A 20,598-nucleotide genomic window follows, 5' to 3' on the forward strand; every position below is an offset into this window, starting at 1 on the left:
GTGGGTCTATCTACGGATGATTCTCAATATCTTTTTGTGTCTTATTCATAATCTGACAAAATGATATTTAGATTCCCTTATTTCGATTTGACAATATGTAACCTAATGTTCCGCCAAATCGTTTTATGATATTCCTGGAAACTGAGTGCTACTTGCACGTTATCGTAATAGTTATTAGGCATATCGTTTTTCATCTTTTGTGATTAGTCTTTGTTGTATGGAGAGTAAATTTCCTTACCAAAGATACAACATCTTACCCCCCTTTGTCAAGAGGCTGAGATAAGAAAAACCAATTGATCTGACTAATCCCTCTCTTTTTCTTCAACATTATCCTTAGATCATTTTTGCAATACCCAAAGTGAATATCATGTTAGCTTTGTCTGGTTTCAGGGATAGATGATCTCTTAGCTTTAGGCCATCTACTGACGAGCGGTAATATGCATTGTAGGGATTATAGTTTGAAATGCCTGCTCTCACAAAGGTTTTGATCAAGTAAAAAACACTTACCTTGCATTCCAGTGTAGGGTTGAACCCCGTGTACACCGTTTTGCCATGGTCGGTTATTTTCATTTCCCTAAAATTAGTCGTATTATAGGGTTGTTGTGGTTTTGTCATTTTTTCGACATGTAAGTGGTAAAGAGGTATAGGCGAAAACTTGAAATTGAAGTCTGCAACAGCTCCTATCTTATACATTGCCGAAGTAGATAATTTGAGACCTATCAAGACTTGTATATCCTCGTCTTTCTCGTCTCCAATACGATACTCGATATTAGGATCATGCGGCGAGGTCATTTTAAAACTAAATTTAGTATAATTGAAGGTTGCTCCCACAGACAATCCCACATGAGGGTTGAGCCAGTGATTGTACTGTAAGAACCAATTTAGACTTGTATTCCCTTTTCTCCCGATATCTAAAACATTGCCATTGGCTTCTACTTCCGGTATGTTCTCTTGAGAATGAAGAGGTTTAATAGTGCCCCAGAGTAATAAGATGAGAACAAGTACAAATTGAGGATAACGGTGGAGTATAATCCTTTTACAAAAAAGTATTCTAAAATTGAAAAACTGTGCAAAAATAGATATTTATTTTTTGTACCGCATTGCCTTTGGGGGAGGAATTATCGTTTATAAGATTATGTTGATGCACCATGAAATATATCTCTTGTGGAGTACGATAGATACGGATTTAGGCTATGTGCGATTATTTGAAAAATAAAGAATTTTGGAACCCTATGATGTGTATATCAGGTGTTCAAATTTATGATTTTATGTCATTGCTCTATTGAAAAAATATTCTTTCCTTTACATAAATATCTCGTTCAGGTAGAACTTATATATTGTTTTATAAATGCAGTTAAGGTGTTAATAAACAAGTCTAAGTTATATTTCATAAGCCGTTTGTTTTTGCACTCTCGATAAAGATCATAACCAATCAGACACTTTCTATGAAGAAGGACTATGCAGGTGCCCCTATTTTCATGTTTTTGGTTTCAAAGTGTGTCATATTATATCATGACGATATTATAATTATGGCTTATTTATAACGAAATATCCTTTTGCGACTTAATAACCCTTATTAATCCCAAGAGAACTATGATAATAGCTCAGAATGGATAAATTCTTCATATAACGATAAGACATGACATTCATAGTATCAAATAATTCATAAAAAACAGAACCAAAATGAAAAATCAACTTCGATCGCATTACAGGTGGATATTATCCCTTGTAATTGTAAGTTTTGCTTTTATTACGTCATTTCCTGCTTTGGCTCAGTCCATACAAAAAGAACAGCAAATACAATTTGTATCAGATGCACCTCTTAGGCTAATCAATATCGGCGATGCAGATTTGGCTGTTCGTTATCACAAGGGTGAGGGTATTCCTATAGTATTTGTACATGGCTCGTGGGATGACCATCATTCTTGGATTCCGGTAATAGAGCAGGTTTATTCACATGTCAAAAATCCTATTATTGTTTATGATCGTCGTGGACATAGCGCATCTACCCCGGATATAAAACAGGGTAGTGTGTCGCAGGATGTAAATGATGTTTTATCTCTTATGAAAAGTTTAGATATAGAGCGAGCTCATTTTGTAGGACATTCTTATGGCGCGAATATTGTTATCCAACTTACGATTTCAAACCCTGAAAAGGTGCGGAGTGTAGTCTTATATGAACCTCCTGTTTTTGGGTTGCTAAAAGATAATGTAAACTATATGCCCGCCCTTAAGCGTGTAAAAGAAGCAATGACCAGTGCAAAGAAGATGCTGCAAAACGGCGATATAGAAAAAGGGACTATGGAATTTGTGGAAAAAGCAGCTTTTGGAGATGGGAGTTGGTACAAGGTTTTTGATGAAAGAGCCAGGTGCACCATGACGGCAAATTATCGTACATGGTTGGATCAGTCTAATGATCCTGAAAGACTCAATATACATCCTGAAAAACTGAATATTTATAAAGAGAAGATAACAGTAATTACAGGAGGTAATTCTCTCGAAGTCTATCCTGATGTCGTGAAAGAATTGAAAAGCAGAGTACCCGAAATTTCAGTTAAAGTAATCCCCGGAGCGGGGCATGGTGGATTGGTGTCTCATAGCCGACAAACTGCTAATGTTATTATAGAACATCTGAAATAAATGTGAGTTACGGCTTTTTTATAAGGTTTATATCTACGTATCAAGGTAGATATATTACTGTACAAAGCGTCTTAAAGATGATGGGAGTAAACAGTATATTGATGCGTTATGTTATCTTTGTAGTAAAATAGTAAATTTGGCTATATGTGTATTGCTATGAACTATAGGGGGGCAATTCCTGATGTTAGATAGCGTATGCAGAAGTTGAAGCAAGGATGAATAACTTTTAATAACAAATATATATTTATAAACTATGGGAAGAGTTTTGATTATCGGTGCCGGGGGTGTAGGTACCGTTGTTGCGAAGAAAGTAGCTCAGAACGCTGATGTCTTTACAGATATCATGCTGGCAAGTCGCACTAAAAGTAAGTGCGATAAGATTGCGTCTGAAATCAAAAACGTCAAGGTGAAAACTGCACAAGTAGATGCTGATAATGTGGCCGAATTGGTAGCTTTGATGAAAGACTTCCGCCCTGATTTGGTAATCAATGTAGCTTTGCCGTACCAAGATTTGACGATTATGGATGCTTGTCTTGAGGCCGGTGTAAATTATCTGGATACAGCCAACTATGAACCGCTTGATGAAGCAAAATACGAATATAGCTGGCAGTGGGCTTATCAGGATAAATTCCGTGAGGCAGGCCTTACCGCTATTCTCGGTTGCGGTTTCGATCCGGGAGTGACCAGCGTATTTACCGCTTACGCTGCAAAGCATCATTTTGATGAAATCCACTACCTTGACATTGTTGATTGTAACGGTGGAGATCACCACAAAGCCTTTGCTACTAACTTCAATCCTGAGATCAATATCAGAGAGATTACTCAAAAGGGTAAATATTACGAAAATGGCAAGTGGGTTGAGACCGAACCTCAGGAAATCCATCAGCCTCTTACTTATCCCAATATAGGCTCACGCGAATCTTATCTTTTGTATCATGAGGAGTTGGAGTCTTTGGTAAAGAATTTTCCGACAATCAAACGTGCACGTTTTTGGATGACCTTCGGACAAGAATATCTCACCCACTTGCGAGTAATGCAGAATATAGGTATGACACGTATCGATCCTATCCTCTATAATGGTGTAGAGATTGTGCCCATACAGTTTCTCAAAGCAGTGTTGCCGGATCCTGGAAATCTGGGAGAGAACTATACCGGTGAGACATCTATCGGGTGTCGTATCAAGGGTATTAAGGATGGTAAGGAGAAAACTTATTATATCTGGAACAATTGTAGTCACCAGGCTGCTTACAATGAGACTGGGGCTCAGGGCGTAAGCTATACTACCGGCGTACCCGCTACTGTGGGAGCTATGATGTTTATGAAAGGACTTTGGAAGAAGGCCGGTGTATTCAATGTGGAGGAATTCAACCCCGATCCTTTCCTTGAAGAATTGGGCAAGCAGGGATTACCTTGGCATGAGCAGACCAACGTTGATTTGGAACTGTAACACCACTGCACAAAGTCTTTTTTGAAAATAAATATTTCTCATACATGATTATAGGCAAGTTTGACACATTTTTCGTGTCTTACTTGCCTATTCTTTTATATATTTATATTCTGTTTCATAGAGTTTCTTATTACTGATAGTCAAAATATGAATGTACTCCTTATCGTAGATCCTCAGATTGATTTTATATCCGGTTCGCTCGCTGTTGAGGGAGCGGCTCAGGCTATGGACAAACTGGCTGTGTGGATGAAAGCCAATCACCATTTGTACCAATCCATTGTGATAACCATGGATCAGCATCCTGCCGATCATTGCAGTTTCGAAAGAGAAGGCGGTATTTGGCCTCCGCACTGTGTGCGCTATTCGGTAGGTGCGGCTATTTATCCGGTTATAACATCGGTCGTGAGTGATCTTATGGCTCAAGGTTATCCGGTAGAATATGTAGAAAAAGCTACACGCAGGGAAGTCGAAGAGTATAGTGCTTTTGCCAACCATGTACCTGCAAGCTTTACGCTTGCCGAAAAGATCTATGTGGCGGGGATAGCCGGGGATTATTGTGTAAAGCAGAGTGTTGAAGACCTAGCCTTGCATGGATTGGGCAAGAAACTCGAATTGCTTGAAGATTTTATTCCCTATATCCATCCCAAAGCCTAAAAAAAAATATCCATCTAAAAGCACTATCTTTGCACCGCAAGTAAATGCCTGTCTATGTCAGAGAACGATTATCCAACCGAAGAAAGCAACTCATTATCATCGCCCCAACCAGAGAATGCTTCCCCAGAAGCTGAAGTAATGGCAGAGTCCAAAATGCATCACTTGAGTGGGATGTACGAAACATGGTTTCTGGACTACGCTTCTTATGTGATTTTGGAACGTGCTGTGCCTCATATCGAGGATGGCCTAAAGCCTGTACAACGTAGAGTATTGCATGCCATGCACACGCTCGATAACGGGAGGCTTACCAAAGTAGCCAAGATCGTTGGTGCTACTATGGCTTTTCACCCGCATGGCGATGCATCTATCAATGATGCCTTGGTGCAATTGGGTCAAAAAGGTTACCTCATAGACACACAAGGAAACTGGGGTAATATCCTTACCGGTGACGATGCTGCCGCCGGCCGTTACATAGAGGCGAAACTTTCTGCTTTTGCCAATGAAGTTGTTTTCAATGACAAGATCACTCCTTGGAAAAGATCTTATGACGGGAGTGCTGATGAGCCTGTAGCTCTGCCTGTGAAATATCCTTTATTGCTTGCGCAAGGAGCCGAAGGTATTGCAGTGGGGCTTTCTTCCAAGATACTTCCCCATAACTTCATGGAACTTGCCGATGCTTGTTGTGCTTATCTCAGAGGAGACAACTATAAATTATACCCTGATTTTCCTACGGGCGGATTATTGGATGTATCAAGATATAATGATGGTGAAAGGGGAGGCAGTGTAAAGAGCCGTGCCAAAATAGTAAAACTCGACAATCGCACCTTGAGCATTACCGAGTTGCCTGCCGGTAAGACTACCGCTTCGCTTATCGATTCCATTATTAAAGCCAATGACAAGGGTAAGATAAGGATAAAGAAGATTGATGATATGACGGCAGCATCCGCCGATATCAGGATACATCTGCCTTCAGGTGTTTCTTCAGACAAAACCTTGGATGCTCTTTACGCTTTTACAGATTGCGAAATCAGTATTTCTCCCAACGCTTGTGTAATATATCAGGATAGACCTCATTTCTTATCCGTAAGCAAACTGCTCGAATTTAGTGCCGAAAGAACCAAAGAGCTATTGCATCAGGAGCTTTCTCTACGACTCAAAGATCGTGAAGAAAGCTATTTCGCAGCGTCTTTGGAACGCATTTTCATAGAAGAGCGTATTTATAAGGATAAGGAATTTGAAGAAGCCAAAAATGAAGAAGCAGCACTCAAGCATGTTGAGAAAAGGCTCACGCCATGGATGGATAAGTTTATCAGACCTGTTGAGTATGATGATTTACGCCGTCTGCTGGAAATACGTATGGCTCGGATATTAAGATTCAATATCCCTAAGCATGAAGCAATGATGCTGCAACTCGAAGGCGAGATTGCAGAGCTCAAAAAGAATATCAGCCGCATCACCGAGTATACTATACATTGGTTTGAGTATCTCAAAGAGCGCTACGGCGATCTTTTCCCCAGAAAGACCCAACTCATGAATTTCGATACTATCGAGGTTACTAAAGTGGCGGAGCTGGACGAGAAGCTCTATGTCAATCGTGAAGGCGGTTTTATCGGAACTTCTCTCAAAGGCGATGAGTTTGTCTGCAACTGCTCCAGTATTGATGATATTATTATTTTCTTCCGTTCCGGTAAATATATCGTCACCAAAGTAGACGAGAAGAAGTTTGTCGGCAATGAGGAGATTCTTCATATAGGCAGGTTTCTCAAAAGTGACGATCGCACCATTTACAATGTAGTTTACAAGGATGGCAAGAGAGGCCCGTATTACATCAAACGTTTTAGCGTTACTTCCATTACACGTGACAAGGATTATGATGTTACACAAGGGGGTACCGGCTCTAAAGTAGTGTATTTCACTGCTAATACAAACGGTGAGGCAGAGACCATACGCATCAAGTTAAAACGTAAGCCTAAACAAAGGATCAATGAATTTGAGAAGGACTTCAGTGAAATAGCCATCAAGAACCGCTCGGCAAGAGGAAATTTGCTGACCAAAGGCGATGTAAACAGCATTGTCCTGAGGGCACAGGGAACATCTACATTGGGCGGACGAGAAGTCTGGTTCGACAAGGATATTATGCGACTCAATTATAATGGTCAGGGAACATTGTTGGGCGAATTTTTTGCAGAAGACAAGATTCTTGTTATATTGGACAATGGAGAGTGCTACCTTACTAATTTTAGCGACACCAACCACTTTGAGAGCAATCTTTATAAAATAGAGAAATATAATCCGCTCAAAGTATGGACCGCCATTTATGAAGATGCTCAGCATGGTTTTACATATCTCAAAAGATTCACTATTGAGGATGAGAAAAAAGAAAATATTGGAGGAGAAGATTCCAAGAATAAAGTAATCTTGCTTACCGATATTTATTATCCCCGTTTTGAAATCGTATTGGGAGGAAAAGACGCTCACCGCAAACCTATCGAGATAGATGCCGATGAGTTTATCGGTGTCAAAAGCATCAGAGCCAAAGGCAAACGTATTACCAATTTTATTATAGAGAAAATTACAGAGTTGGAACCCCTCAAAGAAGCTCCTTCTCTTGAATATCATCATCTTGTACAGCCTGCTGAATCTTCAGAGGAAAGTACTGTGGATGATGACGATTATGAACCAAACCTTTTTAGCAATTTAGAAATTGATTAGTATGACAAAAAAAATCTTTTATTCATTTTTTATAGCATGTGCATGTATCTTATTAGCTCCTGTATCGTCGTGGGCACAAACTTCTGGCGCTAAGCTCAGTACTCTGGAGCATGAGCTTTTCCCAAAAGCACTGTCGCCTATCCATCGCATCACTGCTTTGGGTGCAGGGGGTAGTTATGTCAAGGATACTTACCTCTCTCCTATGAATTATGGGGGCTATCATCTCAAATTACAGACTGAGGTTTACAAAAATCTTATTGTAAACAATTCTTTGCTTGCCAAAATGCTCAATAAAGAGCCCAGAGCTGTAAAAAACTGGATACGTAGTACCAGCTTCGAATTAGACTTCTCTAAAACTCAAAATCCCGCCAAGAACTCTGACGCATATTATGTCATGGCCGGTCTGGATTTGGGGTACCTTTATAAATTACGACTAGGCTCTACTGCCAATATTTTTATAGGGCCTAATGTCAGAGGTAGTTTGGGCGGTATTTATAATAGCCGTAATGGGAATAATCCGGGTACGTTGAAGTCTTTCAATGACCTTAATGCGCATGTGATGTTGACCTATCGTGTCAATAGTGCCTCTTTTCCGGTATTGTTCAGGTTATCCAATAAGATAAATCTGATGGGGGCTGCTTTCTCACAGGAATTTGGAGAAAGCTACTACGAACATTTTTTGATTGATAATAAGAGATCCGGCATATATTTTACGCACTTAGGTAACACTGTGTCAAACAGACTCAATTTCCAAGTAGAGATTCCTGTTTTTGATTACAAAACCATTGTGATCGGTTATCAGTGGAATAGTTTATCAAACAACATAAATAATATTCGAACCAAGATTAATTCACATTGCTTGATGTTGGGTGTCTCTACAGATATATTGCCTATTATCGGACGTAATAATTTGTTGAATTACATTTCTGATCGGTTATTCTGATGAAACAGTTTAGTTCTGCCATATTGTCTTTGTTCGTTACAGTCTGCATAGGGGTAGTGTTACCCTCGTGCAGTACGGAAGGGGACTTCGATGCCTCGCCTCAAAAGAACTATGACAAGTTATGGCAAATACTTGACGAGCGTTATTGCTATTTTGAGGAAAAACTTCCTAAAGATTCTACATGGAGAGACATGTACTATAAGCACGTCAAAAAGATATCCCCCAATATGGGCAATGACTCGTTGCTCAGCGTGATGTGTGACTTGCTTGATGAGCTCAGGGATGGTCATGTCAATATCATCACACCATTTAATTACGGACGATATTGGAACTGGCACCTTGATTATCCTAAGAATTTTGATGTCAATATTATCGATAAATACCTTGAGCGTGATTATAAAATCGCAGGTGGGGCTAAGTACCGTTATCTCAAATATAACAATCATGCTATAGATAGTATCGGATACATCAGATTTCCTTCTTTTGCCTCCCCTTTGAGCACAAGCAACCTCAATGCCATGCTGAGTAGACTTTCTTTTTGCAGAGCATTGATCATAGATATACGTGAAAATGGGGGCGGTGATCTCTCTACTTCAGATCGGTTTGCACAGCATTTCCTCAGTAAGAAACAGCTGGTAGGATACATTTCCCACAAAACGGGCCCCGGACACAACGACTTCTCCAAGCCCACAAAAATACAGTTGGATACGCTGAAGGCGGGAGTAAAGTGGTTCAAGCCTGTAATCTTGCTTACCAATAGAGGATCTTACAGTTCGGCCAATGACTTTGCGCTGAAGATGAAAAATCAGCCTTTTGTCACCCTCATGGGAGATAAAACAGGAGGTGGCGGTGGACTCCCTTTGTCATCGGAATTACCCAATGGCTGGGCTATCAGGTTTTCGGCATGTAAGGTGACTGATAGTGAAATGAAAAGTATCGAAAATGGTATAGAACCTCACTACTACGTATCACTGCGCTCACACGATATTGCTACCGGTAAGGATACGCTTATAGAGGAAGCTATAGCCTATATCAATAAAAAATATGAGGAGTACAGAAGGACTCATCATTGGAATAAGTGACGTAAACCTATCCTTTCTTCATTTTTGATCCATTTACATCCGCCTTACAAGCTTGCTAAGTTGCTTGTAAGGCGGATGTCTTTTGTCGGGAAATGACGTTTATGAGAGTAAAAGCTACACGGCATGTTGCTTCTTTGCGGGTCTTCTTCTTTATTGCACGAGTGTGTCATTCTTTATGCGTTGTAAATGGGATTAAAGCGATGCATTTCCCTAAAGTGACAATCCGATTGTATATAAGGGAAAATGGGATCATTTTGTTATTTCGGATCTTTGCGCTTAAGGGCTTGACAAAGGGTGGCTCTATGTATTATATTTGTAGAAATAAGAAAAAAGATAGACTTCTTGAATACAAATTTTTATTTTCATATAGATATGACAATGAGTTTTTTAAATGATTCGATGCCAGGAGAGTGTATATTGGCAGTACATGCCTGTATATCCCTCCCGTCATATCACTTATACACCCTGACACTCATGCCTTACCCTATTATATTGTCATAATCAATCTCGGTCTTGTCCTTCTAAATCATCATGCCCCTATTGTCCCGTAGGGAGCTGCCTCCCGTATATTTTTTCATCGTATTTTACATTTCGACCTTCGTATTACAGTTAAAACATTTCTGTGTTTTAGTTAAAGTATTTGTGTGTTTTAACTAAGATACTCAAACGTTTTAGTTAAAATACAATTGCGTTTTAACTAAAGTATAATTGTTATGGCTATGATTTCGATATTGTATTTTTGCCAGCTGTTTTATCGTTTTTATGGGTCAATAATTACACGATTTAGGCACATCGCAGATAAATTTTTCAAAAAAAGATATTTCCTCATAATTTAGTATCCAGTGTAATAGTGCTTTGTAAAATAATTATTCATGCTTCAACCAAGATTTTCGGTGGCATAATGATAGCGAAAATTGCTAATAGCTGTCAGTTTGATTATTTTCTTGGTGTTTTCCCAAGTGTGTATATACTCATTTTACTGCGAATATATGTGAACAGTCGTTTCTCTACTGTATATTTTTATCATTACTCTTCAAGCCTTAAAGCCTCTCTTGGAGAGCGTGGGAGGGCCAAAATCAGACAATTAGGTATTTTATATTTATCTTTGTAAATGTAACATATTATGTATCGACATTTAATGACAGATCTCAATAAAATAACCGGGCCGTGCTATGTGCTGGAAGAGAAATTATTACGACGAAATCTCGAACTCATCAGCTACGTGGCGCAAAACGCCGGAGTGGAGATAATTCTGGCTTTCAAGGCATATGCCCTCTGGAAGACCTTCCCTATCATCACACAATACGTACCGCATAGTACTGCCAGCTCGATCCATGAAGCAAGATTGGCATACGAGGAGATGGGTGCCAAGGCTCATACCTTCAGTCCCGGATACACGCAGGACAACTTTCCCCTGATACAACGCTGGAGTAGCCATATCACTTTCAACTCCTTCTCACAGATAGAACAGATGAGACCGCTCATGAGTCCCAACGACGGCATCTCATACGGAATACGCATCAATCCCGAATACTCAGCTGTAGAGACAGACTTGTACAATCCATGTTCCCCGGGATCACGCTTTGGAGTACCTGCTGCCGAGTTTGGAGACCATCTGCCGCAAGGCGTAGAGGGACTCCACTTTCATTCACTGTGTGAGGGTACATCATATGATCTGGAGAAGACTCTGGAACTTATCGAGAATAACTTTGCACGCCCTCTTGCCGAGGCCAAATGGCTCAATATGGGAGGCGGGCATCTGATGACCCGTAAGGACTACAACGTAGAGCATCTCATCGAGGTACTCAGATCTTTCAAAAATCGCCATCCGCATCTGCATCTTATCTTGGAACCAGGGAGTGCTTTTGCATGGCAAACGGGTTTTTTGCGTAGCTCTGTTATAGATATTGTTACTCATCACGGTATCGCTACGGCTATTGTAGACGTATCTTTTACATGCCACATGCCTGACTGCTTGGAGATGCCTTATCAGCCGGCTATCAGGGGTGCTGTGAGTGCAGAGGAGCACCGTCCCGACAAAAACACTTATCGCATAGGCGGCAATAGCTGCCTGAGTGGTGATTTTATAGGATATTGGGAGTTTGACAAGCCTTTGGCGATAGGGGATGAGATTATTTTTGAAGATATGATCCACTACACCACGGTGAAGACCAATATGTTCAATGGAATCCCTCATCCCTCAATAGTTTTACAGCACACCGATGGCTCTTGTGAAGTGCTGAGGGAGTATGGCTATGACGACTATAAGTACAGAATGGACTAAGAAATAAATACAATTACAGATATGGGCGTTTTCGGTTTTTTCTCCAAGAAAAAGAAAGAAACTCTGGACGAAGGGTTGTCCAAGAGTAAAGAGAATGTTTTCTCTAAATTGACCAGAGCCGTTGCCGGCAAAAGCAAAGTTGATGATGAAGTCCTGGATGATCTTGAAGATGTGCTGATCACATCGGACGTGGGCGTAGATACCACCCTCAAAGTAATCAGGCGCATCGAAGAGCGTGTGGCACGGGATAAGTATGTATCTACTTCGGAACTCAACGGCATACTCAGAAGTGAGATATCGGAACTGCTGACTGAAAATGGAAGCAACGATGCTGACAACTTCGAACTCCCGCATGACAAAAAGCCCTATGTGATCATGGTGGTGGGAGTCAATGGTGTGGGCAAGACTACCACCATAGGTAAGCTGGCATATCAGTTCAAGCAAAATGGATATAAAGTGATGCTGGGAGCAGCTGATACTTTTAGAGCAGCCGCTATAGAGCAATTAGAGATCTGGGCGGATAGAGTGCAAGTCCCCATTGTGAAGCAGAAGATGGGTGCAGACCCCGCTTCTGTAGCATTTGATACCGTGAGTGCGGCTGTAAAAGCTGATGCCGATGTGGTGATTATCGATACGGCTGGGCGCTTGCACAACAAGGTAGGGCTCATGAACGAGCTGACCAAGATCAAGCGTGTGATGCAAAAAGTGGTACCGTATGCTCCTAATGAGATCCTGCTTATATTGGATGGCTCTACGGGACAAAATGCCTTTGAGCAGGCCAAGCAGTTTACGGCTGCTACCGAGGTCAATGCACTGGCTATAACTAAGCTCGACGGCACAGCCAAGGGAGGTGTAGTCATAGGAATATCGGATCAGTTCAAGATCCCTGTGAAATACATAGGACTTGGAGAGGGTATGGAAGACCTTCAGTTGTTTAATAAAAAAGAATTTGTAGACTCTTTATTTGGCGAATGAGAAAGAATCGCGTAGATGTGATCACCTTGGGGTGTTCCAAAAACCTTGTTGACTCAGAGGCTCTGATCAAACAGTTCCTGGCAAACGGTTACACAGTAAAGCATAATCCCGAGAAAGTAAACGGAGAGATTGTCGTGCTCAATACTTGCGGATTTATTGGTGATGCACAGGAAGAATCAGTAAATATGATATTGGAGCTGGTAGAAGCCAAGAAGGACGGACGTGTGGGTGCTGTGTATGTTATGGGTTGCCTCACGGAACGTTTCATGGATGACCTGAAGACGGAAATCCCCGAAGTAGATGCTTATTACGGCAAATTTAACTGGAAGAATCTGATCGGTGATTTGGGCAAAGCTTATTATAATGATAATCTTGCCGGCACAAACCGGTCTATTACTACCCCTAAGCACTACGCCTATCTCAAAATATCCGAAGGATGCGACCGCACCTGCTCATACTGCGCTATACCCATCATCACAGGCAAACATAAGTCCCGTGACATGGATGAGATCGTGCAGGAAGCACGAGAGCTCAGTCGTATCGGTGTCAAGGAAATTCAGCTTATAGCTCAAGATCTTACATTTTACGGTATCGATCGGTACCGAAGAAATGCCCTGCCGGAACTGGTGGAGCGACTTTCCGATATTCAAGGGTTGGAGTGGATAAGGCTGCACTATGCTTATCCTGCACATTTTCCCACAGACATACTCAGAGTGATGAGAGAGCGGGACAATGTGTGTAATTATATGGATATTGCCCTCCAACATATCAGTAATAATATGCTCAAAGCCATGCGTAGGAATATCACCAAGGAAGCCACGTATGATTTACTGCATCTGATGAGGCAGGAAGTTCCGGGCATTCATCTACGCACCACCCTCATGACCGGGCATCCCGGAGAGAGCGAGCAGGATTTCGAGGAACTCAAGCAGTTTGTAAAAGATATCCGATTCGAAAGACTGGGCGCCTTTGTATATTCTCATGAGCAAGGCACCTACGCGGGCAATAACTATGATGATATAATTCCTTTGGAAGTAAAACAAGCTCGCCTCGATGAGCTGATGGCTTTGCAGCAGCGCATAGCGACTGAAATAAATGATGCTAAGGTAGGGCATACCTTCAAAACCATTATTGACCGTAAGGAGGGGGATTATTTCATAGGAAGAACGGAGTTTGATTCTCCAGAAGTGGATCAGGAAGTACTTATCTCCACGGGAAATGATCTTATTATTCCCAAAGTGGGACACTTCTATCCCGTAACAATAAATAGAGCAGAAACTTTTGACCTTTACGGCGAAATAAAAAAATAAAAAATAAACAAAACCTTCAATCTCATGATACAAGACGAATTATGGATTGCCCAACTGGCAAATAACGCACGCATAGAGATAGCCACCTCAGAAAGTTTGTGGAGCGCTTTTACGTCACAACTCGCAAGCCGACTCAATCTGGGCGAGAAAGTAGTGCAAAGAAATATAGGGGTGTGGAGTGCCCATAAGCAACTTGAATACATTGCTCACTTGCCTACGGGTGAGTTGTATCTCATCCCCCCAGCGGTGCAACTGGAGCTTGCCCCTATCGAACCGGGGACAGACGGGTATACGGATGATACACTTGTGCAGGCTCTGCACGAGACCACGGGATACACTCTCGAAGTCGTAAATGGATGGTGGGAGAGTATTGCGATAGTTTTTGACCGTTTGATAAAGAAAGGAAATAAAGTATTCTGGAAGAATATAGGTTATTTCGAACCATTGATAGATCATGCGGGGAATTATGACGGCTATGTTTTTAGCCCATTGGGAGAAGTGCCCGAGAACTTGAACAAACCTTTTTCGATGTTTTCCCCAGTGCTTGTAAGTTCTGACAAGCAGGATAGCAAAACGCCTGTAAAAGAAGTGCAGTCTTGGGATGAGACGGATCTGGCTCCGAAGTATTACATTTTGGTTATCAATAAGCCCGAGCCTCATTTTGAGAATTTACCTCCTCGTGAGGTTAAGACACAGTCTCCCAAGGATGATCATATACAACCGATAGTTATGCCTCCTACCGATGTTTCTCATGGACGATCGGCCAATGACAATATTGGGGATAAAAAGGAAGAAGCTACTATTGTGGCAGGAGAAGGGGCGAAAGGAGAGTCTGTAAATAAAGCTGGAGAGATTACAAGCAAAGATGCTCCTCCTGCCGTAAAATCGGCTCAAAAAGACAAACCCACAAATCAAGGAGGTGATGACCCAAAGAAGATTAAGGAGAAAAAAGCCCGAAATGTACAGTATATTCTGCTTATTATTCTATTCCTAGTCATTGGAACCGTCCTATATCTGCTTTTTCACAATAAAATGCCCAACTTATTACACAACGGATCTGAAACGGTAGTCGATACCACGATAGTAACAGAAGAACCCGTATTTGAAGGAGAGATACCGGGCGATTCTGTGAAGAACGATTCTATCGAAAATGAAATAAGTAGCATGTCGCACGGGGTGGATTCGATAGATCAAAATCTAAAATCTGTAGAAAAAGAAATTCCGTCTTCCTCAGCTAATTATGCGGAAAAGATAATCCTGAAAAAAGGCGATAAACTTACCAATAAGGCTTTAGCTAAATACGGTCATAAGGCTTTTTGGGTCTATATCTATCTTGAGAATGGTAATATTATTAAGGATCCTAATAATATACCTGCAGGAACTAAGCTGACACTTCCTGCAGCAGAAAAATACGGTATAGATGCTAAAAATACTAATTCGGTGAAAAAGGCGTTAATCATACAAAGAGATATCAATAACTCCATAATAAAAGGAAACTACTAACGTTTTATAGGCGGTTGCGGTTAATTTTTGTAAATTTACATTTCGCTACACCATATACAAGAATATAAGAAAGCGAGAGTTATGATAAGGCTTCACACAATAGATTAATAGATAACGAGCATATATAAACCATAAATAGACGAATAACAATTCATGGAACCTATTGACATAAGAGCTCTTACCGAGTACATCGAGCAAAAGAGTTCGTTTGTGCAACTTCTTAAACAAGGGATGCACCAATCGATTGTAGGGCAAAACCACCTGATAGAATCACTGCTTATAGGACTATTGGCTGATGGGCATATTCTTTTGGAAGGAGTGCCGGGATTGGCAAAAACATTGGCGATAAAAACATTGGCCAACCTCATCGATGCAGATTACAAAAGAATCCAGTTTACACCGGATTTGCTGCCTGCCGACGTAGTGGGAACAATGATGTACAGCCAGAAGAAAGAGGAATTTCAAGTTAAGCAGGGACCAATATTCTCTAACTTTATCCTTGCGGATGAGATCAACCGTGCACCGGCCAAAGTGCAGAGTGCTTTGCTCGAAGCCATGCAGGAAAGACAGGTGACTATAGGAGAGAAAACCTACAAGCTGCCCAATCCTTTTTTGGTAATGGCTACTCAGAACCCTATTGAACAAGAGGGGACTTACCCGTTGCCGGAAGCGCAGGTGGATCGTTTTATGCTGAAGGTGCTGATATCTTATCCTGAAAAGACGGAAGAGGCACAAATCATACGTCAACAAATCAAGCCTATGCAGCCTGAGATCAAGCCTATGGTGACAAAAGAGGACATTATCGAAGCTCGCAAGGTGGTACAGCAGGTTTATATAGACGAAAAGATCGAGCGTTACATCGTAGATATAGTATACGCTACCCGCTATCCGGAGCTCGCCGGTATGGAGGAGCTGAAGCCGATGATCTCTTTTGGAGCATCGCCTCGTGCTTCTATCAATTTAGCTTTGGCATCAAGAGCTTATGCCTTCATCAAACAAAGAGGATACGTTATCCCCGAAGACGTACGCGCAGTATGCCATGACGTGATGCGTCACCGTTTGGGGCTCAGCTACGAAGCTGAAGCTTCAAGCCTCACGGCTGAAGCTATAATAAGTGAGATTCTGAACAAAGTTGAAGTACCTTAATTATTAAGCTGGACGTGCAAACGACAGATCTTCTAAAGAAAGTAAGAAGGATAGAAATAAAAGCCAGAGGCTTATCCGAACAAATATTTGCGGGGCAATATCACTCTGCATTTAAAGGAAGGGGTATGGCTTTTAGCGAAGTGCGCAACTATCAGGTAGGTGATGACGTGCGGGATATTGACTGGAACGTTACCGCCAGATACGCGCATCCCTTTATCAAGGTCTTTGAAGAGGAACGAGAGCTTACGGTAATGCTTATGGTGGATCTATCGGGAAGTACTCTCTTTGGTACGCAAAGCGAAACTAAAAGAGAGCTCACCACGGAGATCGCTGCCACACTGGCATTCTCGGCTATTCAAAATAATGATAAGGTAGGAGCCATCCTTTTTACCGATAAGATAGAAAAGTTCATACCGCCCAAAAGCGGCAAGAAACATATATTGTATATAATAAGAGAACTTCTGGAGTTTAGTCCTCAGTCTAGAGGTACACATCTTTCCGTTCCTCTTACTTATCTTACGCAAGTGTTGAAGAAAAGGTGTACGTCATTCCTTATTTCTGATTTTATGGACAATGACGAAGACTATAAGAATGCTCTTACCATATCTTCACGCCGGCATGATATCGTTTGTATACGTACTTATGATATCAGAGAGGAAGAGCTTCCCAATATGGGGCTCATCAGAATGTTGGATGCCGAAAGCGGTCAAGAGAGATGGATCGATACTTCGTCAAGAAAGATCAGGGACACTTATCTGAAGGCTTTCGAAACTCAGGATAACAAGCGCAAACAACTATGTAGTCGCTTGGGCATCGATCAGGTCGAAGTTCACACAGGACAGGACTATGTGCCTGAGCTTATTCAATTATTTAAACGAAGGTCCTAATTCAAAATGAAAAGGATTAATCATAGATACTACTCATCCCTTCTTCTGCTTTTATTTCTGACAGTCGCTCAAGGTGCGAAAGCTCAGAACTTATCTATCCAAGCAAAGATAGACAGAGACCAGATAAAAGTAGGAGAGCAGGCTGTAATAGATATAACGGTACGTACCGGTGACTTGGCTAAGACTAAACTGTTTTTGCCGGAGGATTCTACCGTGCGTCACTTTGAAGTATTGCAGTTTGCTCCGGTAGATACCATTGATATTGACGGAAGAGTCAAAGAGGTAAAAATGAAAATGCTCATTACTTCTTTTGACTCCGTAGAGCTTGTAACGATACCGCCTATCACGGTGCAAGCAGGAACCCTGCAAGCAAAGTCGAATAGTCTTGTGCTCAAAGTACTGCAACCTGATGTCGATATGCAGCACCCCGAGAAATTCAAGGATATTAAGAAACCGTGGAAGGTGCCTTATACTTTGAAGGATATACTGATACTGGTATATGGTAATCCTATTAGTTGGGTAATCATAGCTCTGCTATTGGCTCTCATGATATGGTATGAAAGTCGTGGGTATAAGTTGAAGCGTGAAAAGTCGGAGGCACCACAGATCAATCCTCTCATCCCTCCTATAGAAAGAGCTCTTACCGCACTTACAGTCCTCTCGAAGGAAAAATTGCCGGAGAGTGGTCAGTATAAACTTTATTATACTAAAATGACAGACATCCTCAGACACTACATAGAAGAGGTAAAGCATGTGTCTGTAATGGAGATGACTTCAACAGAATTGATCGATTACATAGAGCTACTGGGGCATCAAGATCTCACTACAAAGCTGAAAAGAATACTCAAAACAGCTAACTTGGCAAAGTTTGCCAATTATAAGTCTTTGCCCGATGAAGACAGACTGTCTATGGTATTAGCAGTAGACTTTATACGCACAGCAAATGCGGAATGGGTTAAATCCGAAGGCGACACTGCGGAAGAAAGGAGTGAAGCATGACGTTTTTGCATCCCAAGCTGTTATTTTTGTTGCTGATTATACCATTGCTCATTGCTTGGTATATCTATAGAATAAACAAAACACACCCAACGCTACTCATTTCTTCCATGAAATCACTGGACAAAATGGGTGGCGGTTTACGTGCATATTTGAGACATGCTCTTTTCGTATTGCGTACATTAGCTATTGCTGCTATCATTATTGCGATAGCTCGTCCGCAGAGTTCCAATAGCTGGAGCAAAGACAGCGTGGAGGGCATTGATATTATGTTGGCTTTGGATATCTCCGGTAGTATGCAAGCGATGGATCTCAAACCCAATCGTCTCGAAGCTGCACTTGGAGTGGCGCAAACTTTTATCAACAACCGCCCCAACGATAATATAGGCTCGGTAATATTTGCCGGTGAAACTTTTACTTTGTGTCCGCTTACTACGGATCATGCCGTACTCTTAAATAGAATGCAGGATATTCATATCGGCATGCTGGAAGACGGTACTGCTATAGGAGTAGGACTTGCTACATCGGTAAACCGTCTTAAAAACAGTAAAGCTAAAAGTAAAGTAATTATCCTCCTTACTGACGGCTCCAACAACCGAGGAGACATCACTCCGAATATGGGAGCTAAACTGGCTCAAACATTCGGCATCAGAGTATACACTATAGGTGTAGGTACGCGTGGTGAAGCCCCTTATCCTATTCCCACAGCTTTTGGAACGCGTATTCAGATGGTTCCCGTCGATATAGACGAACCCACTCTTAAGAATATAGCCGAAGTCAGTGGTGGCAAATATTTCCGAGCTGTAGATAACAAAAGCTTGGAATCAATCTATCAAGAGATCGATAAGCTGGAGAAGACCAAACTCTCCACACAGAGTTTTCAGGTACATCACGAAGAATACTTTATTTTTGCTTTGATAGCATTTATTCTGCTGCTCTTGGAGTTCATTCTTCGCAACACATATTTAAGAACTAACCCGTGATGAAACTGCATTTCTATAATCCCGAATATTTTTACCTGTTACTACTCGTGATACCACTTGTGGTGATTTGGTTCTACGCATATTATAAAAGAAGATCGCTGCAACGCAAGTTCGCTGAGGTGAAGATGCTCAAGCTGCTCAAGCCCGAAGCTTCTGCTAAAAGACGAATGCTCAGAGGCAGTTTGCTCATACTGGCTATTTGTTTTCTTATCATAGTACTGGCACGTCCGCAGATACCCGGAGGTTCGCAAACGCCTGAAGACCAAAAAGGCATTGAAGCCATGATCTGTTTGGATATTTCCAATTCTATGTTGAGCCAAGACTTAGCGCCTAATAGACTTAAGTTCTCCAAGCAAGTCCTAACGCGTTTGTTGGACAAGATGGCCGGAGATAAGGTGGGGTTGATTGTCTTTGCTGGCAATGCATACACACAGATACCTATTACCACGGATTTATCTGCGGCCAAAGAGTTGCTTGGCGATATCGATCCCTATATGGTATCTACCCAAGGTACTGCCATTGGCCAGTCGATCAGTTTAGCTACCAAGTCATTTTCTTCCAATAAAGATATCGGTAAGGCTATCATAGTACTCACCGATGGCGAGAATCATGAGGATGATGCTATAGGTGCAGCTAAAGAGGCTTTTGGGAAAAATATCAAAGTTAACGTAATTGGTATAGGCACACCTGAAGGTGGTCCCATCCCTTACGATAATAACTATCTCAAAGACGAAAACGGTAATGTGGTGATCACGAAGTTCAACGAACAAATGTGTAGGCAAATAGCAGAGGCCGGTGACGGTATTTTTATCACGGGGCAGAATGCTTCGTCTATAGCCGAGAGTCTTATCACCCAACTTGATAAGTTGCCCAAAGCCAATGTTTCCCTCAATGCACCTACAGGTTATATAGAATTATACGAGCGGTTTGCACAGATCGCTTTGATCCTGCTTATCATCGAATTCTTTATCCAAGAACGTAAAAGCAGATTTCTTAGAAAACATAATATATTCAAGGATGAAAAGTAAACATGTTA

At 41.5% G+C, this 20,598-nt stretch carries 16 protein-coding genes; 15 read left to right on the forward strand and 1 reads right to left on the reverse strand.

Translation table 11 applies throughout. From position 1 onward, the window contains the following. Window positions 1–333 precede the first annotated feature (333 nt). On the reverse strand, window positions 334–792 hold the full coding sequence (locus tag VYJ22_RS04730; protein WP_329905356.1) for a hypothetical protein: 459 nt from the start codon (window positions 790–792) through the stop codon (window positions 334–336). An 891-nt stretch (window positions 793–1,683) separates the two neighbouring features. Here VYJ22_RS04730 and VYJ22_RS04735 point away from each other — a divergent pair. From VYJ22_RS04735 to VYJ22_RS04805, 15 genes are all read left to right on the forward strand, one after another. After that, window positions 1,684–2,640, forward strand: a complete 957-nt coding sequence (locus VYJ22_RS04735) for an alpha/beta fold hydrolase (RefSeq protein ID WP_329905358.1) — start codon at window positions 1,684–1,686, stop codon at window positions 2,638–2,640. A gap of 253 nt (window positions 2,641–2,893) precedes the next feature. Continuing rightward, a complete protein-coding gene (locus VYJ22_RS04740; protein ID WP_329905359.1) occupies window positions 2,894–4,087 on the forward strand; it encodes a saccharopine dehydrogenase family protein in 1,194 nt (397 codons plus the stop codon). Window positions 4,088–4,234: 147 nt separating this feature from the next. Continuing rightward, window positions 4,235–4,741 (forward strand): isochorismatase family protein, encoded by a 507-nt coding sequence (locus tag VYJ22_RS04745; RefSeq protein ID WP_329905361.1) that lies wholly within the window; start codon window positions 4,235–4,237, stop codon window positions 4,739–4,741. A gap of 54 nt (window positions 4,742–4,795) precedes the next feature. Further along, window positions 4,796–7,453, forward strand: a complete 2,658-nt coding sequence (locus tag VYJ22_RS04750) for a DNA gyrase/topoisomerase IV subunit A (RefSeq protein WP_329905363.1) — start codon at window positions 4,796–4,798, stop codon at window positions 7,451–7,453. A gap of 1 nt (window position 7,454) precedes the next feature. Further along, entirely contained in the window at window positions 7,455–8,396 is a 942-nt protein-coding gene (locus VYJ22_RS04755; RefSeq protein WP_329905365.1) for a DUF3316 domain-containing protein, read from the forward strand. Then, on the forward strand, window positions 8,396–9,478 hold the full coding sequence (locus tag VYJ22_RS04760; protein ID WP_329905367.1) for a S41 family peptidase: 1,083 nt from the start codon (window positions 8,396–8,398) through the stop codon (window positions 9,476–9,478). Before VYJ22_RS04755 ends, VYJ22_RS04760 begins: the two co-directional genes overlap by 1 nt. A 1,138-nt stretch (window positions 9,479–10,616) precedes the next feature. After that, window positions 10,617–11,762 carry a carboxynorspermidine decarboxylase gene (gene nspC / locus VYJ22_RS04765; protein ID WP_329905368.1) on the forward strand — a complete coding sequence of 382 codons (1,146 nt, stop codon included), beginning with the start codon at window positions 10,617–10,619 and terminating at the stop codon, window positions 11,760–11,762. Window positions 11,763–11,783: 21 nt separating this feature from the next. Beyond that, complete coding sequence (gene ftsY / locus VYJ22_RS04770) at window positions 11,784–12,737, forward strand: signal recognition particle-docking protein FtsY (protein ID WP_329905369.1); 954 nt, start codon at window positions 11,784–11,786, stop codon at window positions 12,735–12,737. Beyond that, window positions 12,734–14,047 carry a 30S ribosomal protein S12 methylthiotransferase RimO gene (rimO, locus tag VYJ22_RS04775; RefSeq protein WP_329905370.1) on the forward strand — a complete coding sequence of 438 codons (1,314 nt, stop codon included), beginning with the start codon at window positions 12,734–12,736 and terminating at the stop codon, window positions 14,045–14,047. Before ftsY ends, rimO begins: the two co-directional genes overlap by 4 nt. A gap of 24 nt (window positions 14,048–14,071) precedes the next feature. Further along, window positions 14,072–15,550, forward strand: coding sequence for a LysM peptidoglycan-binding domain-containing protein (locus VYJ22_RS04780; protein ID WP_329905371.1), 1,479 nt, complete (start codon window positions 14,072–14,074; stop codon window positions 15,548–15,550). 153 nt (window positions 15,551–15,703) lie between these two features. Continuing rightward, entirely contained in the window at window positions 15,704–16,696 is a 993-nt protein-coding gene (locus VYJ22_RS04785) for an AAA family ATPase (RefSeq protein ID WP_329905373.1), read from the forward strand. A 14-nt stretch (window positions 16,697–16,710) separates the two neighbouring features. After that, window positions 16,711–17,583, forward strand: a complete 873-nt coding sequence (locus VYJ22_RS04790) for a DUF58 domain-containing protein (RefSeq protein WP_329905375.1) — start codon at window positions 16,711–16,713, stop codon at window positions 17,581–17,583. 6 nt (window positions 17,584–17,589) lie between these two features. Further along, window positions 17,590–18,582 (forward strand): BatD family protein, encoded by a 993-nt coding sequence (locus VYJ22_RS04795; RefSeq protein ID WP_329905376.1) that lies wholly within the window; start codon window positions 17,590–17,592, stop codon window positions 18,580–18,582. Further along, window positions 18,579–19,562, forward strand: a complete 984-nt coding sequence (locus tag VYJ22_RS04800) for a vWA domain-containing protein (RefSeq protein WP_329905377.1) — start codon at window positions 18,579–18,581, stop codon at window positions 19,560–19,562. Before VYJ22_RS04795 ends, VYJ22_RS04800 begins: the two co-directional genes overlap by 4 nt. Further along, a complete protein-coding gene (locus tag VYJ22_RS04805) occupies window positions 19,562–20,590 on the forward strand; it encodes a vWA domain-containing protein (protein WP_329905378.1) in 1,029 nt (342 codons plus the stop codon). Before VYJ22_RS04800 ends, VYJ22_RS04805 begins: the two co-directional genes overlap by 1 nt. Window positions 20,591–20,598 lie beyond the last annotated feature (8 nt).

It is taken from the genome of Porphyromonas pogonae, from assembly GCF_036320655.1.
In the GTDB taxonomy this organism is placed as follows: Bacteria; Bacteroidota; Bacteroidia; order Bacteroidales; family Porphyromonadaceae; genus Porphyromonas; species Porphyromonas pogonae.